Origin of the sequence: Mycobacterium sp. Aquia_213 (assembly GCF_026625985.1) — a bacterium.
In the GTDB taxonomy this organism is placed as follows: Bacteria; Actinomycetota; Actinomycetes; order Mycobacteriales; family Mycobacteriaceae; genus Mycobacterium.
The window spans coordinates 1,579,627-1,594,402 of sequence record NZ_CP113116.1 but is presented as its reverse complement, the minus strand read 5'-3'; the positions used below and the strand labels follow the sequence as shown (position 1 = coordinate 1,594,402).

Annotated in this window: 15 protein-coding genes; 9 read left to right on the top strand and 6 right to left on the bottom strand. The window is 65.6% G+C overall.

Features of this window, described 5'->3' with window-relative positions; all coding sequences use genetic code 11:
* Positions 1 to 121: 121 nt before the first annotated feature.
* The gene (locus LMQ14_RS07640; protein ID WP_267734159.1) at positions 122 to 2,212 is read left to right on the top strand and encodes an alpha-1,4-glucan--maltose-1-phosphate maltosyltransferase; all 2,091 of its coding nucleotides are present in this window, start codon (positions 122 to 124) and stop codon (positions 2,210 to 2,212) included.
* Positions 2,213 to 2,236: 24 nt separating this feature from the next.
* Complete coding sequence (gene glgB, locus LMQ14_RS07635; protein WP_267734158.1) at positions 2,237 to 4,441, top strand: 1,4-alpha-glucan branching protein GlgB; 2,205 nt, start codon at positions 2,237 to 2,239, stop codon at positions 4,439 to 4,441.
* A gap of 1 nt (position 4,442) precedes the next feature.
* On the opposite strand, the gene LMQ14_RS07630 is transcribed toward glgB, so the two are convergent.
* Both LMQ14_RS07630 and LMQ14_RS07625 read right to left on the bottom strand, forming a co-directional pair.
* Positions 4,443 to 5,357, bottom strand: coding sequence for a tetratricopeptide repeat protein (locus LMQ14_RS07630; protein WP_267734157.1), 915 nt, complete (start codon positions 5,355 to 5,357; stop codon positions 4,443 to 4,445).
* Positions 5,358 to 5,535: 178 nt separating this feature from the next.
* Positions 5,536 to 6,717 carry an acetyl-CoA C-acetyltransferase gene (locus LMQ14_RS07625; RefSeq protein ID WP_267734156.1) on the bottom strand — a complete coding sequence of 394 codons (1,182 nt, stop codon included), beginning with the start codon at positions 6,715 to 6,717 and terminating at the stop codon, positions 5,536 to 5,538.
* A 77-nt stretch (positions 6,718 to 6,794) separates the two neighbouring features.
* Between LMQ14_RS07625 and mce the strand changes: the two genes are divergently transcribed.
* Positions 6,795 to 7,262: a methylmalonyl-CoA epimerase gene (gene mce, locus LMQ14_RS07620; protein ID WP_267734155.1), complete on the top strand. Its 468-nt coding sequence runs from the start codon at positions 6,795 to 6,797 to the stop codon at positions 7,260 to 7,262.
* Positions 7,263 to 7,327: 65 nt separating this feature from the next.
* Here mce and LMQ14_RS07615 read toward each other — a convergent pair whose 3' ends face one another.
* Entirely contained in the window at positions 7,328 to 7,636 is a 309-nt protein-coding gene (locus LMQ14_RS07615; protein ID WP_267734154.1) for a hypothetical protein, read from the bottom strand.
* A 23-nt stretch (positions 7,637 to 7,659) separates the two neighbouring features.
* A complete protein-coding gene (gene nucS / locus LMQ14_RS07610; protein ID WP_267734153.1) occupies positions 7,660 to 8,331 on the bottom strand; it encodes an endonuclease NucS in 672 nt (223 codons plus the stop codon).
* Positions 8,332 to 8,376: 45 nt separating this feature from the next.
* Between nucS and LMQ14_RS07605 the strand changes: the two genes are divergently transcribed.
* The gene (locus LMQ14_RS07605) at positions 8,377 to 9,990 is read left to right on the top strand and encodes an adenylate/guanylate cyclase domain-containing protein (RefSeq protein WP_267734152.1); all 1,614 of its coding nucleotides are present in this window, start codon (positions 8,377 to 8,379) and stop codon (positions 9,988 to 9,990) included.
* A gap of 2 nt (positions 9,991 to 9,992) precedes the next feature.
* Positions 9,993 to 10,763, top strand: coding sequence for a PIG-L deacetylase family protein (locus LMQ14_RS07600; RefSeq protein ID WP_267734151.1), 771 nt, complete (start codon positions 9,993 to 9,995; stop codon positions 10,761 to 10,763).
* Here LMQ14_RS07600 and LMQ14_RS07595 read toward each other — a convergent pair.
* The gene (locus LMQ14_RS07595; RefSeq protein ID WP_267734150.1) at positions 10,760 to 11,443 is read right to left on the bottom strand and encodes an alpha/beta hydrolase; all 684 of its coding nucleotides are present in this window, start codon (positions 11,441 to 11,443) and stop codon (positions 10,760 to 10,762) included. The two genes, LMQ14_RS07600 and LMQ14_RS07595, sit on opposite strands and share 4 nt — an antisense overlap.
* On the opposite strand from LMQ14_RS07595, the gene LMQ14_RS07590 reads away from it, so the two are divergent.
* A complete protein-coding gene (locus tag LMQ14_RS07590; RefSeq protein ID WP_267734149.1) occupies positions 11,420 to 11,773 on the top strand; it encodes a hypothetical protein in 354 nt (117 codons plus the stop codon). The two genes, LMQ14_RS07595 and LMQ14_RS07590, sit on opposite strands and share 24 nt — an antisense overlap.
* A gap of 186 nt (positions 11,774 to 11,959) precedes the next feature.
* On the opposite strand, the gene LMQ14_RS07585 is transcribed toward LMQ14_RS07590, so the two are convergent.
* Complete coding sequence (locus tag LMQ14_RS07585; protein ID WP_267734148.1) at positions 11,960 to 13,186, bottom strand: MFS transporter; 1,227 nt, start codon at positions 13,184 to 13,186, stop codon at positions 11,960 to 11,962.
* A 90-nt stretch (positions 13,187 to 13,276) separates the two neighbouring features.
* On the opposite strand from LMQ14_RS07585, the gene LMQ14_RS07580 reads away from it, so the two are divergent.
* The 3 genes from LMQ14_RS07580 to LMQ14_RS07570 all read left to right on the top strand — a co-directional run bounded on the left by LMQ14_RS07580 (position 13,277) and on the right by LMQ14_RS07570 (position 14,615).
* Positions 13,277 to 14,155, top strand: a complete 879-nt coding sequence (locus tag LMQ14_RS07580; RefSeq protein WP_267734147.1) for a LysR family transcriptional regulator — start codon at positions 13,277 to 13,279, stop codon at positions 14,153 to 14,155.
* Between the two features lie 140 nt (positions 14,156 to 14,295).
* Positions 14,296 to 14,508: a hypothetical protein gene (locus LMQ14_RS07575; protein ID WP_267734146.1), complete on the top strand. Its 213-nt coding sequence runs from the start codon at positions 14,296 to 14,298 to the stop codon at positions 14,506 to 14,508.
* Positions 14,493 to 14,615: a hypothetical protein gene (locus LMQ14_RS07570; protein ID WP_267734145.1), complete on the top strand. Its 123-nt coding sequence runs from the start codon at positions 14,493 to 14,495 to the stop codon at positions 14,613 to 14,615. The genes LMQ14_RS07575 and LMQ14_RS07570 overlap by 16 nt, the downstream gene beginning before the upstream one ends.
* Positions 14,616 to 14,776: the final 161 nt, after the last annotated feature.

Below are 14,776 nucleotides of genomic sequence, written 5' to 3'. Positions count from 1 at the left end.
AAGACGCTTCCCCAGTACAGGAACTTCCCCCACGAGACGATGTTTCCTCAGACGGCAGGCATTCCGCGCCGCAGCACAATCCGCGGTTTGCCGGCAACCAATCGGACGGAACGGAGTGGTCGTGCCCGGTCGTGTCGAGATCGATAACGTCGCACCCGTCGTTTCCTGCGGCGCATACCCCGCCAAGGCGGTGGTCGGCGAGACGGTCCCCGTCAGCGCCGCGGTGTGGCGCGAAGGCCACGACGCGGTCGCGGCGACGCTGGTAGTCCGCTACCTGGGGCCGCGCTACCCGCAGGTCACCGAGACCCGCCGTGTCACAGCGGTCCAGGCGCCGGAACGGCTGGCGTCCCCGCTCGACGGCAAGCCCACCGAGCGGGTCAAACCGCTGCAGCTGCCGATGACGATGGGCCAGGAACCTTACGTTTTCCATGGTCAGTTCACGCCCGACCGGGTCGGGCTGTGGACCTTCCGCGTGGACGGGTGGGGTGACCCGCTCCACACCTGGCGGCACGGGCTGCTGGCCAAACTGGATGCCGGCCAGGGCGAGAAGGAACTGTCCAACGATCTGTTGGTCGGCGCCGGTTTGTTCGAGCGCGCCGCGACCGGGGTGCCGCGCGCGAATCGTGATCCGCTGCTGGCCGCGGCCGCGGCGTTGCGAGCCCCGGGAGATCCGGTGACGCGCACCGCGCTGGCGCTGGCGCCCGAGATCGAGGAGATCCTGGCTCTCTATCCGCTGCGGGAGATCGTCACCCGCGGCGAGCAGTACGGCGTCTGGGTGGACCGGCCGCTGGCCCGCTTCGGCTCGTGGTACGAGATGTTTCCGCGTTCGACCGGCGGCTGGGACGCCGACGGAAACCCCGTGCACGGCACATTCGCGACGGCAGCCGCGGACCTTCCGCGCATCGCCGACATGGGATTCGACGTCGTATACCTGCCGCCGATCCACCCGATCGGCAAAGTACATCGCAAGGGGCGCAACAACTCCCCCACCGCGGCGCCCGGCGATGTGGGCTCGCCCTGGGCAATTGGCAGCGACGAGGGCGGCCACGACGCGATCCATCCGGACCTGGGCACGATCGAGGACTTCGACAAATTCGTCGCCGCGGCACGCGATCTGGGCCTGGAAGTCGCCCTCGACCTGGCACTGCAATGCGCCCCGGATCACCCCTGGGCCCGCGAACACCGGCAGTGGTTCACCGAATTGCCGGACGGCACTATCGCTTACGCGGAGAATCCACCGAAGAAGTACCAGGACATCTATCCGATCAACTTCGACAACGATCCCGCGGGCCTGTACGACGAAGTGCTGCGCGTGGTCCGGCACTGGGTTGACCATGGCATCAAGTTCTTTCGGGTCGACAACCCGCACACCAAGCCGCCCGACTTCTGGGCCTGGCTGATCGGTCAGGTCAAGGACGCCGATCCCGACGTGCTGTTCCTGTCCGAGGCGTTCACTCCGCCGGCCCGGCAGTACGGACTGGCCAAACTCGGCTTCACGCAGTCCTACAGCTACTTCACCTGGCGCACCGCCAAATGGGAACTCACCGAATTCGGCAACGACATCTCCGCCCTCGCCGACTTCCGGCGGCCGAATCTGTTCGTGAACACGCCCGACATCCTGCACGCGATCCTGCAGTACAACGGACCGGGTATGTTCGCCATCCGCGCGGTGCTGGCCGCGACCATGAGTCCGGCCTGGGGTGTCTACTCGGGCTACGAGCTGTTCGAGCACCGTGCGGTACGCGAAGGCAGCGAGGAATACCTCGACTCGGAGAAGTACGAATTGCGCCCCCGCGACTACGCGGCAGCGCTCGCCGAGGGCAGGTCGCTGGCACCATTCCTTAAACAGCTCAACGCAATTCGCCGCGTCCATCCCGCCCTGCAGCAATTGCGCACCATTTACTTCCACGGCGTCAACAACGACGCGCTGATGGCCTTCAGCAAGTTCGACCCGGCCACCGGAGACTGCGTGTTGGTGGTGGTGACGCTCAACGCATTCGGGCCCGAGGAAGGCACGCTGTGGTTAGACATGGCTGCATTGGGTATGGAGTCCTATGAGCGGTTTTGGGTGCGCGACGAGATAACCGGCCAGGAATTCCAGTGGGGGCAGTCAAATTACGTTCGCATCGATCCCGGATACGCAGTCGCCCACATCATCAATATGCCAATCATCCCGCAGGAGTCTCGAAACACGTTGCTGCGCAGGAGGTAAGAGGGCCCGGAAGGGGATACCAACATGAGTCGAACCGAGAGCCGAACCGAGCAAGTCGCCAGGACGCACCTGGCGCCTGACCCGGGCGACTTGGCCCGGCTGGTGGCCGGCACGCACCACAACCCGCACAGCATCCTGGGCGCTCACGAATACGACGACCACACCGTCATCCGGGCCTTCCGCCCGCATGCGCAGGACGTCGTCGCGCTCGTCGGTGACGACGAATTCCCCATGCAGCATCTCGAATCCGGTCTGTTCGCCGTCGCGTTGCCGTTCGCGGACCTTATCGATTACCGACTGAAGGTGGACTACGGTTCCGGCGCGCACGTGACCGCCGACGCTTATCGCTTCCTGCCCACCCTGGGCGAGGTCGACCTGCACCTGTTCTCCGAGGGCCGGCACGAGCGACTCTGGGAAGTCCTTGGCGCCCATCCTCGCTCATTCACCACGGCCGATGGCGTCGTCAACGGCGTGTCGTTCGCGGTGTGGGCGCCTAACGCCAAGGGCATCAGCCTGATTGGCGAGTTCAATGGCTGGACCGGCACCGAGGCTCCGATGCGAGTGCTGGGCTCTACCGGGGTATGGGAGTTGTTCTGGCCCGGGTTCGCGACGGATGGCCTGTACAAGTTCCGCGTACACGGCGCCGACGGCGTCGTCACCGAACGGGCCGACCCGTTCGCGTTCGCCACCGAGGTGCCTCCGCAAACCGCCTCGCGGGTGACGACGAGCACCTACACCTGGACCGACGGGGACTGGATGACACAACGCGCCCAGCGCAATCCAGTCTTCGAACCGATGAGCACCTATGAGGTGCATCTCGGCTCGTGGCGACCCGGACTCAGTTACCGCCAACTGGCCACCGATCTGACGAATTACGTCATCGAACATGGATTTACCCACGTAGAGCTGCTGCCGGTGGCCGAACACCCCTTCGCCGGATCCTGGGGGTACCAGGTCACCTCGTACTACGCGCCGACATCGCGATTCGGCACACCCGACGATTTCCGCGCGCTCGTCGACGCGCTGCACCAGGCGGGCATCGGCGTGATCGTGGACTGGGTTCCGGCACACTTCCCCAAGGACGCGTGGGCACTGGGCCGCTTCGACGGCACCCCGCTCTACGAGCATTCCGACCCCAAGCGTGGTGAGCAACTCGACTGGGGCACCTACGTTTTCGACTTCGGCCGCCGCGAGGTACGCAACTTCCTGGTCGCCAACGCGTTGTACTGGCTCGAGGAATACCACATCGACGGCCTCCGAGTGGACGCGGTGGCCTCGATGCTCTACCTGGACTATTCGCGTCCCGCGGACGGCTGGACACCCAACATCTACGGCGGGCGAGAAAATCTCGAAGCCGTGCAGTTCCTGCAGGAGATGAACGCCACCGCGCACAAGGCCGCGCCGGGCATCGTCACGATCGCCGAGGAGTCAACGTCGTGGCCCGGCGTGACGCGGCCGACCAACCTTGGCGGCCTGGGCTTTTCGATGAAGTGGAACATGGGCTGGATGCACGACACGCTCGACTACATCAGCCGCGACCCGATCTACCGCAGCTTCCACCACCACGAGATGACCTTCTCGATGCTGTATGCGTTCAGCGAGAACTATGTGCTGCCGCTCAGTCACGACGAGGTCGTGCACGGCAAGGGCACGCTGTGGGGCCGGATGCCGGGCAACAATCACGTCAAGGCCGCCGGGCTGCGCAGCCTGCTGGCCTACCAGTGGGCCCACCCCGGTAAGCAATTGTTGTTCATGGGCCAGGAATTCGGGCAGCGCGCCGAGTGGTCAGAGCAAAACGGCCTGGATTGGTGGCAGCTCGACGAGCAGGGCTTCTCCAACGGGATGCTGCGTTTCGTGCGCGACATCAACGCCATCTACCGCGACCGGCCGGCACTGTGGAGCCGCGACACCACGCCCGAGGGCTATTCCTGGATCGACGCCAATGATTCCGGCAACAACGTGTTGAGCTTCCTGCGTTACGGCAAGAACGGCTCGGTCATGGCGTGCGTCTTCAATTTCTCCGGGGCGGAGCACAGTGGCTACCGGCTCGGTCTGCCCAGCGCCGGTCGCTGGCGCGAGGTGCTCAACACCGACGCGACAGACTACAACGGTTCGGGCATCGGCAATCTCGGCGGTGTGGACGCCACCGAGGACCCGTGGCATGGTCGCCCGGCCTCGGCGCAGCTGGTGTTGCCGCCCACGTCGGCGCTGTGGCTGGAACCCGAGTAAATCAGTAGAGCGCGTTGGCGAGGTTGCGCCGACCCGCGATGACCTCGGGGTCGGCGGGGTCGAAGAGTTCGAACAACTCGATCAGCCGCGTTCGCACCTGGGTGCGCTCATCCCCGGCTGTGCTGCGCACCAACGCCGTCAGGCGCTCGAATGCCGCGGCCACGTCCTGGTTGAGGATTTGCACATCGGCTGCCGCGAAGGCCGCCTCGATGTCGGCCGGGGCGGCATCCGCGACGGCGAGCGCATCGGGACGCTGTGCGGTTGCGCGGGTCAGGAAGTCGATCTGACGGATCGCGCCCTTCGCCTCGACGCTGTCCGGGTTGGCGTTCAGCAGCGCCTGGTAGGACTGCTTGGCCGCGTCGAAGTCTCCGGCCTCCAGCTGCTGGCGGGCTTGGGCCAACTCCGGGTCGACCTCCACCTCGTCCTCGGAACCGGCTGAGCCCTTGAGCTTTCCGGCCGTCGCCGACAGCAGTTGGTCCACCCAGCGGCGCAACTGGTCGGCGGGCTGCGAGCCTTGGAAGCTGGACAGTGGCTGGCCGGCGGCCAGGGCCACGACGGTGGGAACCGCCTCGACACCGAAGATCTGGGCCACCCGGGGCGCCACGTCGACATTGACCGTCGCCAATGACCATTTGCCGCCGTCCTCGGCGGCCAGGCCGGACAGCGTGTCGACCAGCTCGACACAGGCCTCGCTGCGCGGCGACCATAGGGCGACCACGACGGGCACTTCGTCGGAGCGCATCAGCACTTCGGCTTCGAAATTGGCCTCGGTGACCTCAGTGGTTCCCGGCCCCGCAGGTGTCGGCCGGGCCGCGGCACCGGCGGCCGGTGGGCCCTGCTGAGCACGTTGCTTAAGACCGGACAAGTCGACCGCACCAGCCAGCGCGGGCCCGATCGAGGATCTCGGACGTGTCACGCCGTCAAGTCTGTCATGCGCGCTGATTGCCAACCCACCCGGTGGCGCGGGGGCTTCCGCACGAGGAAATTCGGGCGAAAAGCGGCCCCGCGAAGATCCCTGCTCGGCTCATGAGAGCAACATCACAACGAGCACCGAATCCGATCTTCCAGCAACGCTGACCAGTGGTCAGCCGCGCTTAGCCGGCCCGCAGAATCAGTGCGTCGCCCTGGCCGCCGGCCCCACACAGCGCCGCGACGCCGTAGCCCGACCCGCGCCGCGCCAATTCCAGCGCCACATGCAGCGTGATCCGGGCGCCCGACATGCCGATCGGGTGTCCCACCGCGATCGCGCCGCCGTTGACGTTGACGATCTCGGGGTTGATGCCGAGTTCGCGCGTGGAGGCCAGTGCCACCGCCGAGAACGCCTCGTTGATCTCCACCACATCGAGCTGGTCAACCGTGATGCCCTCGCGGCCGAGTGCCTTCTTGATCGCGTTGGCGGGCTGGGACTGCAGTGTCGAATCGGGCCCCGCCACGACTCCGTGCGCACCGATCTCGGCCAGCCACGACAGGCCCAGTTCCTGCGCCTTGTCCTTGTTCATCACCACGACCGCGGCGGCCCCGTCGGAGATCTGTGACGCGGAGCCCGCGGTGATCGTGCCGTCTTTTCGGAAAGCCGGCTTGAGACCGGCCAGCGACTCGACGGTGGTGTTTGCCCGAATACCCTCGTCCTCGGTGAACTGCAACGGATCGCCTTTGCGCTGCGGGATGTTCACGGGCACCACTTCGTCGGTGAAGACGCCGTCCTTCCAGGCGGCAGCAGCCTTCTGATGCGACTGTGCAGCGAACTCGTCCTGCTCGGCGCGGGTGAACTTGTCGACGTCGTTGCGCTGCTCGGTCAGCGCCCCCATCGGCTGGTCGGTGAACACGTCATGCAGGCCGTCGTAGGCCATGTGGTCGAGCACCGTCACGTCCCCGTACTTGTAGCCCGCACGGCTGTCCATCAGCAGGTGGGGTGCCTTCGTCATGGACTCCTGGCCACCGGCCACCACGACGTCGAACTCCCCGGCCCGAATCAGCTGGTCAGCCAGCGCAATGGCATCGATACCGGACAGGCACATCTTGTTGATGCTGAGCGCCGGGACGTCCCAGCCGATACCGGCCGCGACCGCGGCTTGCCGGGCGGGCATCTGGCCGGCACCGGCGGTCAGTACCTGGCCCATGATCACGTACTCCACCGCGGAGGCGGGCACATTGGCCTTCTCCAGCGCACCGGCGATCGCGATCGCACCCAGATCGCTGGCCGAAAAATCCTTCAGCGAACCCATCAACTTGCCGATCGGGGTCCGTGCTCCAGCAACGATCACCGATGTCGTCATAACAACCTCCTAGCGACGCATGGACGGCCCATTCGGCCCCCCGAGAAGCGCAATCTTTGCCGCCAGGTTACCTTTATGTGATGACGACCGATCAAGTTGACGCCCGTCAGTTGCTGGCCACCTCGCTGGTGACGGCGATCGATCACGTCGGCATCGCTGTCCCCGACCTCGACGCAGCCATCGCCTGGTACCACGACACCCTCGGCATGATCCTGGTGCACGAGGAAGTCAACGAGGACCAAGGAATTCGCGAAGCAATGCTGTCAGTGGCCGGCGCGAACGGCGGCCCAGCGCAGATCCAGTTGATGGCTCCGATCGACGAGTCCTCGACGATCGCGAAGTTCCTGGACAAGCGCGGTCCGGGCATCCAGCAGTTGGCCGTCCGGGTCAGCGACCTCGACGCCGTCTGCGAGCGGCTTCTCGAGCAGGGCGTGCGGCTGGTCTACGAGGCACCCCGGCGCGGCACAGCGAACTCGCGGATCAACTTCATCCATCCCAAGGATGGCGGCGGCGTCCTGATCGAATTGGTCGAGCCGGCTTCCTAGCCGTCCACCGAATTCAGGCTACTTTTTCAAGAAGGTCGAGCCGGCTTCCGAGCCGTGCCACCGATTCACGACCACTTTCGGGTCGGGCTGCGATTTGCCCGATTCGTCCAGCACGGCGTGTGCCAATGCCGGCGGTCTTCTTCTCTCGTTTGCAATTCGCCTCCGGCCGAGTCCGCCGGCCACACCACCAGATGCGCCACACCAGAACGGATTTCGTGATCGCAGCCGGGGCAGCGGTAGGTCTTGAGCGCACGCCCGCCCGCGACCGGGCGCACTTCGTAGTCGTGACCGTCGGGCCCGGTCTCCACCCGCCGCAGGGCCGGCGACAGCGAAGGCAGCTGTTGCCGGCGAGGCGGTGTGCGGCGGCGAGCCATGTCGCCAAGTCTAATCGGGCAAATCAGAACAGCCGGTACTCGTCGCTGTCCATTCCCCGCATCTTGTCGTAATCCAGTGTGAGGCAACGAATCCCGCGGTCAGTGGCTAAAGTTCGCGCCTGCGGTTTAATCTGCTGCGCGGCGAATACACCTTTGACCGGCGCGAGAACGCTGTCGCGATTCAGCAGTTCGAGGTAGCGGGTCAGTTGCTCCACGCCGTCGATTTCGCCGCGTCGTTTGATCTCCACCGCAACCGAGCCACCGTGGGCGTCACGGCACAACAGATCGACGGGACCGATCGCGGTCATGTACTCGCGGCGGACCAACGTATATCCCTCACCCAGCAGCTGGACGTGTTCGGCGAGCAATGCCTGCAGGTGCGCCTCGACGCCGTCCTTGACCAGCCCGGGATCAACACCAAGGTCGTGGCTGGAGTCGTGCTCGATCTCCTCGACGGTGATACGCAGCTGTTCGCCCGCCTTGTTCTCCACCACCCACACCGGCGTCTCGCCGATGACCTCTTCGGTCAACCAGCACGGCGGACTCATCCAGTTCAACGGCTTGTAGGCACGATCGTCGGCATGCACGCTCACCGACCCATCGGCCTTGAACAGCAACAACCTTCGCGCCGACGGCAAATGCGCGGTGAGCCGGCCAACGTAGTCGACGGTGCACTGGGCGATCACTAGACGCACCCGACTCACCTTAGAGCGTCGTCCACGAATTAGGCTGACGCCACCATGTCGGCGAACAAGAGCATGGCGCAACGCTTGGGACGGGTGCTCGAACGGGTCACCCGCCAGAGCGGCCGGTTGCCAGAGACGCCCGCGTATGGCTCGTGGCTGCTCGGACGAGTGAGCGAGAGCCAGGCCCGCCGACGGGTACGCATCCAAATCATCCTGACCGTGATGATCGTCGCGGCGAACCTGATCGGCATCGCCGTCAACGTGCTGTTGGTGACGGTCGCCGTGCCCGAACCCAGCGTGTTCGACGACGCGCCCGGCTGGCTCACCTTCGGCGTCGTACCCGGCTACATCGCTTTTGCATTGGCGCTGGGCGCCTACGCGATCACCCGGCGGACGGTGATCGCGCTGCGCTGGGCGATCGAGGAGCGCGCGCCGACCCACGACGACGAGCGCAATACTTTTCTGGCGGCGTGGCGGGTCGCCCTCGGCGTCCTGGCGCTGTGGGTGACCGCTTCCGTACTGCTCGCCACGCTCTACGGCATGGTGAATTCACAGTTCATCCCGCGGTTCGTGATCACGGTGGGGTTCTGCGGCCTGCTGGTCTCGACCGGCAGCTATCTGCTCACCGAGTTCGCGCTGCGTCCGGTGGCCGCGCAGGCCCTCGAGGCGGGTCCGCCGCCCAATCGGTTGGCGCCGGGCATCATGGGCCGCACCATGATGGTGTGGTTCCTGGGTTCTGGCGTTCCCGTAATCGGAATCGGCCTGTTGGCCTTCTTCGCGCTGGTGCTGCAGAACCTGACCCAGACCCAGTTAGGGGTGGGCGTGCTGATCATCGCGGCGGCGACATTCATCTTCGGCGCCATCCTGATGTGGATCATGTCCTGGCTGACGGCGACACCCGTGCGGGTGGTGCGCGCGGCGCTCAAGCGCGTCGAGCAGGGCGATCTGCGGGGCGATCTGGTGGTGTTCGACGGCACCGAACTGGGCGAGCTGCAGCGCGGTTTCAACTCCATGGTCGACGGCCTGCGTGAGCGCGAGCGGGTGCGCGACCTGTTCGGCCGCCACGTCGGACGCGAAGTCGCCGCGGCCGCCGAGCGCGAGAATCCGAAGCTGGGCGGGGAAGAACGTCACGTTGCCGTCGTGTTCATCGACATCATCGGCTCCACGCAATTGGTCACCAGCCGACCGCCCGCCGAGGTCGTTCAGGTACTCAACCGCTTCTTCGCGATCGTCGTCGAGGAAGTCGATCGACACCACGGACTGGTCAACAAGTTCGAAGGCGACGCATCGCTGGCCATCTTCGGCGCCCCGAATCATCTCGACTGTCCCGAAGACGAAGCGCTGGGCGCCGCACGCGCGATCTGCGATCGGTTGGCCGGCGAAATGTCCGATCTCGAGGCCGGTATCGGCGTGGCAGCCGGCCAGGTCGTCGCCGGCAATGTCGGCGCCAAGGAGCGGTTCGAATACACCGTGATCGGCGAACCGGTCAACGAGGCTGCCCGGCTGTGTGAGCTGGCCAAGTCGCACCCGGGCGGATTGTTGGCGACCTCGGACACCATCCGGGGCGCGAGCGAAAGCGAACGTGCCCGTTGGTCTTTGGGTGAGACCGTGACACTTCGCGGGCACGACCACCCCACCCGGCTGGCCTCGCCGGTGAACAGCGAGTAGCCATGGCAACCCTCGTCGCCTTTCACGCTCATCCGGACGACGAGGTGGTGCTCACCGGTGGCACGCTGGCCGGAGCAGTGGCCGCGGGTCATCGAGTAGTCCTCGTGACCGCGACCGACGGACGCGTAAGTGACGAGGACGACGACACCCGATTGGATGAATTGCGCTCGAGCGCAAGCATTCTCGGCGTACACCGAGTCGAATGCCTCGGCTACGCCGACAGTGGCTTCGGACCTGTCTGCTACCCCGACCCGCCCGGCCGGGTCAGGTTCGCGCGCGCGGAAGTCGAAGCGGCGGCACAGCAACTGGCCGCCATCCTTCGCGACGAGGAGGCGCAGCTGCTGCTGAGCTATCAGCCCAACGGCGGCTACGGGCACCGCGATCATGTGCAGGTCCATCACGTCGGCAAGCGCGCCGCCGAGTTGGCCGCTACCCCGCGGGTGCTCGAGGTGACGATGCCACGCGAGTTACTGCGTCGCGTCGGCAATCTGTGTCGGCTGCTACGGATTCCGGCGCCCTACGATGCCGACACGGTGCGCACCGCCTACGCCCCGCAAGCGACGATCACGCACCGGATCGACGTCCGGCGGTTCGCCCGGCAAAAGCGCGATGCCTTCGCCGCCCATCGCTCGCAGATCGGCGACGGGCGCAGCGCGCGTCTGTTCGGGTTGCTGATGCTGGTGCCGCCCCAGGTTTTCGGATTGGTGTTCAGCCACGAATGGTTCGTCGATCCGGAGGCGCCGCCGGGCACCGTGCGCCGCAGTCTTTTCTAGGGCGAGGGGTGCCGGAGGTGGGCTCGCAGTGCCGAGGTGATTTCGGCCAGCGCCGATGCGCACGCGCCGCCGAGGGCGTCGAATTGGCCGAACCCGTGAATCAATGAGCCGAATCGGCGTAAATCGACAACATTGCCTGCCGCTTCGAGCGCCGCGGCGTAGGACTCGCCTTCGTCACGAAGTGGATCAAACCCTGCTGTGGCCACGATGGCCGGCGCCAAGCCGGCAAAATTCTCACTGCGCAGCGGGGAAACCCGGGGGTTGGCGACGTCGATTCCGCTGTCGTCCAGATAGGAGGACCAGAACAGTCCGAGGTCTTTCGCGGTCAAAAGAAAGCCTGCTGCGAACAGCTTGTGCGAAGCAGTATCGCCGCCCAGATCGGTTGCCGGATAAAGCAGCAGTTGTAGTGCCGGCGCGATACCGTCGTCGCGAGCTTGATGCGCGACGACGGCGGCCAGGTTGCCGCCCGCACTGTCGCCACCGACGCAGATTCGGCCGGGGTCGGCGTCCAGGTCATCCACATGCGAAAGAGCCCATCGGTAGGCCGCATAACCATCCTCCAGCGCAGCCGGAGCGGGGTGCTCGGGCGCGAGTCGGTAATCGACTGACAGCACCTGGATCCCGGCATCGCGACGTATCAATCGGCACAGCCTGTCGTGCGTATCGAGATCGCCGAACACGAAGCCGCCACCGTGGTAGAAGACCAACAGTGGGGCACGTCCAACTTGCTCGGGCCGGTAATGCCTTGCGGCGATGGGACCCTCAGCTCCCGATATGGTCAGATCGGTGACCAGAGGTCCCGCTATCGGATTGCGATTGAACGGCGCTATTGTCTCGCGGATGTTCTGCCGCACGACCGTCGGCCGATCGCCGTCGGTGAGGTTTTCCAGTCCCATCGCTTTGCGCGCGGCAAGCATTATCTGCAGAGTAGGGTCCAGCACATTTCCGTCGATCGTGATCGCCCGCCGGCCTATCAGCTTTCGCTTAACGAGATCTGGTACCGCCGGTAATGCCCTGGCACCCAAGCTGTTTGCCGCTCTGTCGACGGCTACCGTCAATCTGGACTTGGCTTTTGACATGTGACACGCACGCTCCTCTATGCCCCAGGCTCCATTAATAGGACGCCGGGCAGCAAGCGGTTAGCCGGAGTGCGCAGCATTCTGGCCACATTGCGCCGCGCCGGAAGGTGCTACACCCTAGGACAGACTGCGAACCCGAACCGGCACAGCGGCTCTCACCAGCGAGGCCACCAGTAGCAGGGCGAGGATCAGCAGCGTTCCCACGAACCAGACGGTGGCCGGCCAGCCGCCCACGCCGTAGACGAGCCCGCCCAACGCGCCGGCCACCGATCCGCCCAAGTAGTAGCTGAACAGGTAGAGCGCGGAGGCCTCGGCGCGATCCCGGCGTGCCACCGCGCCCACCCATCCGCTGGCCACCGCGTGTGCGGCGAAGAACCCACCGGTGAAGACGCCGGTCCCGACGACGACCACGGGCAGTGCATCCGGCAGTGTCATCAGCAGGCCCACGACCGTGATCGGCAAGGCGCCGCCCAGCACGAGCATGCGCCCCCGACGATCCGCGAGCCGTCCCGCCACGACCGACGTCCAGGTGCCCACCAGGTACAGCAGGAACAGCAGGCCCACCAGCGACGGTTTTAGCCCGAACGGCGCTGCGGCCAGCCGGTAGCCGAGGTAGTTGTACACGGTGACGAATCCGCCCATCAGCGTGAAAGCCAGGACAAAAAGCTTCAGCAACAACGGATTTCGCAGATGCGCCAGTAGGCTTTGCGTGGTCACGCGGATGCTCACGGTCTTCGGCGTGAAGAACTGGGACCGGGGCACCAGGAGGGCGAATACCACCGTCGCGGCCAGCGTCATCAGCGAACACACCAACAGCGCGACCCGCCAGCCGCTGACCTCGAGGACCAGCGCCGGAACGATGCGCCCCGCGCAGCCACCGATCGTCGTCCCGGCGATGTAGCGTCCCATCGCCGATCCCAGCGACGACGCGTGCACCTCCTCGGCCAGAAACGCCATTGCGACCGCGGGAATCCCGGCGAGCGCGACGCCCTGCAGCGCCCGCCCGACCAGTAGCACACCGAGCGTCGGGCTGAACGGCAGCAGCAACCCGATCACGCTGGAGGTGATGCCCGAGATCAGCATCACCGTGATGCGCCCGTAGCGCTCGGAGAGCACGCTGGCCGGGATGATGGACAGCGCCAGCATCCCGGTGGTGAGTGAGACCGTCAGCGCCGAGGTGGCCGGGGAGATTCGGTAGTACGCGGACAACGCGGGAAGAAGCGCCTGGGTGCAGTACATCGCGGCGAAACTGGCCAGACCGGCACCGCACAGCGCCGCGGTCACTCGCCGGTATCCGCGGCTACCGGCGTGGTGCGCGGCAGGCGTCGCGGCGAGCTGGGGCATAGCAACGATGCTCCGCGCCGGCCAGCAGAATCGGAAATGAATTATTACTCAATCTATGATGCAATTACGGCATAAGCAGAGGTGGCAGTCATGGCCGATGGCGATTACGAGTGGTTCCTCACACTCGCGGAGCTTCAACATGTGACGGCGGCGGCTCAACAACTTCATATCGGGCAGCCGACCCTGACCCGTATGCTGGCGCGCCTGGAACGCCGCCTCGGGGTGGAACTTTTCGATCGCCACGGCCGCCGGCTCTCGCTGAGCACCTACGGCCGGATCTTCTACGAGCACGCCCGCCGGGCCCAGTTGGAGCTCGACTCGGCCCGCCGCGAAATCGAGGACCTGAGCAACCCCGCCGCCGGCGACATCCGCCTTGGCTTCTTGAGGTCGTTCGGGTCGATCGTCGTGCCCCGTTTGATCGCCGCGTTTACACAGATCTCGCCGCGCGTGACGTTCACGCTCGAGGAAGGGGCTGCCGAGCTGATCAACGACCGCGTGCTGGCCGGGGTGATCGACGTCGGAGTTGTGTCGCCGCGGCCGAAAATGCCAACCCTCGCCTGGCGCAGCCTGTTTCGCCAGCGCCTCGGCGTCGCCGTGCCCCATCACCACCGGCTGACCGACGCGCCGACGGTGTCGATGACAGACCTCGCCGACGAGCCCTTCGTTGCGATGCATCGCGGATACGGCATGCGACAACTACTCGATGAGCTTTGTGCCGCAGCACAATTCCAGCCACGCATCGTCCTGGAATCGGCCAACCTGACCACCACCGCGGGGCTGGTAGCCGCGGGTCTGGGCATCAGCCTGACGCCGATCGACGGCAGCGAGCGGGCGCCCGGGCTTAGCGTGCTGCGCCTGGCCGACGCCGACGCCTACCGCGACATCGGAATGATCTGGGACTCGGGTCGACCGTTATCCCGCGCCGCCCGGGACTTCATCGCTTCCGCCGCGACGACGCGGACCGTTTGATCGAGCCCAGGGCTAGACAGAACGACCGCATGCTTAATATCAAGTACCTGATACTTGCCTAGGCGAGGTTATGCAATGGAGCCAAGCCACCCCGATCTCGCTCGTCCGTTCGCGCCGCATCGGCTGAAGATCTTTCCGTCATGTCCTCGTTTGTCGGGGCCGTTTTCGTCTTCATGACGATCGCGTCCGCGGCCGGACTGGTCGCCCCGACTATGACCGTGGACGTGATCGCGAACCTGATCTTCGGCACACCGGTCATCCTGTTGCCGTTCATCTTGATCTGGAAAGCACCGGGGGAACAGCGATCCAAACTGGCGCCGGCCGCCGAGCTTGTGATGTGTACATACCGCTGACCGCCGGCAGCCAGCTCACCTACGAGTTGCCGTTTCTGATCGGCCATCCGCTCAACCTGTGGGGAGCCACCACCGATCCGGGGTGGAAGTGGCTGTGGTGGCAGTAAGGGTTGGCCGACACGCGCTACCGCAGCGACGACAATTTCATCTTCGGCTTGGAGTTCGGGCTGTCCTCGCCGGCATCATGCTGTTCGTATGACCTGTTGACCGCCGGCCCCCACCATCATGTCGCTTTTCCGCCAGTCTTGTCGGTGGTCGGGTGTAACTG

Coding starts and splice junctions, on each gene's coding strand:
- glgB (WP_267734158.1), top strand. CDS start 2,237: ATGAGTCGAACCGAGAGCCGAACCGAGCAAGTCGCCAGGACGCACCTG.
- LMQ14_RS07625 (WP_267734156.1), bottom strand. CDS start 6,717: ATGACGACATCGGTGATCGTTGCTGGAGCACGGACCCCGATCGGCAAG.
- LMQ14_RS07615 (WP_267734154.1), bottom strand. CDS start 7,636: ATGGCTCGCCGCCGCACACCGCCTCGCCGGCAACAGCTGCCTTCGCTG.
- LMQ14_RS07605 (WP_267734152.1), top strand. CDS start 8,377: ATGTCGGCGAACAAGAGCATGGCGCAACGCTTGGGACGGGTGCTCGAA.
- LMQ14_RS07600 (WP_267734151.1), top strand. CDS start 9,993: ATGGCAACCCTCGTCGCCTTTCACGCTCATCCGGACGACGAGGTGGTG.
- LMQ14_RS07585 (WP_267734148.1), bottom strand. CDS start 13,186: ATGCCCCAGCTCGCCGCGACGCCTGCCGCGCACCACGCCGGTAGCCGC.
- LMQ14_RS07580 (WP_267734147.1), top strand. CDS start 13,277: ATGGCCGATGGCGATTACGAGTGGTTCCTCACACTCGCGGAGCTTCAA.
- LMQ14_RS07575 (WP_267734146.1), top strand. CDS start 14,296: ATGTCCTCGTTTGTCGGGGCCGTTTTCGTCTTCATGACGATCGCGTCC.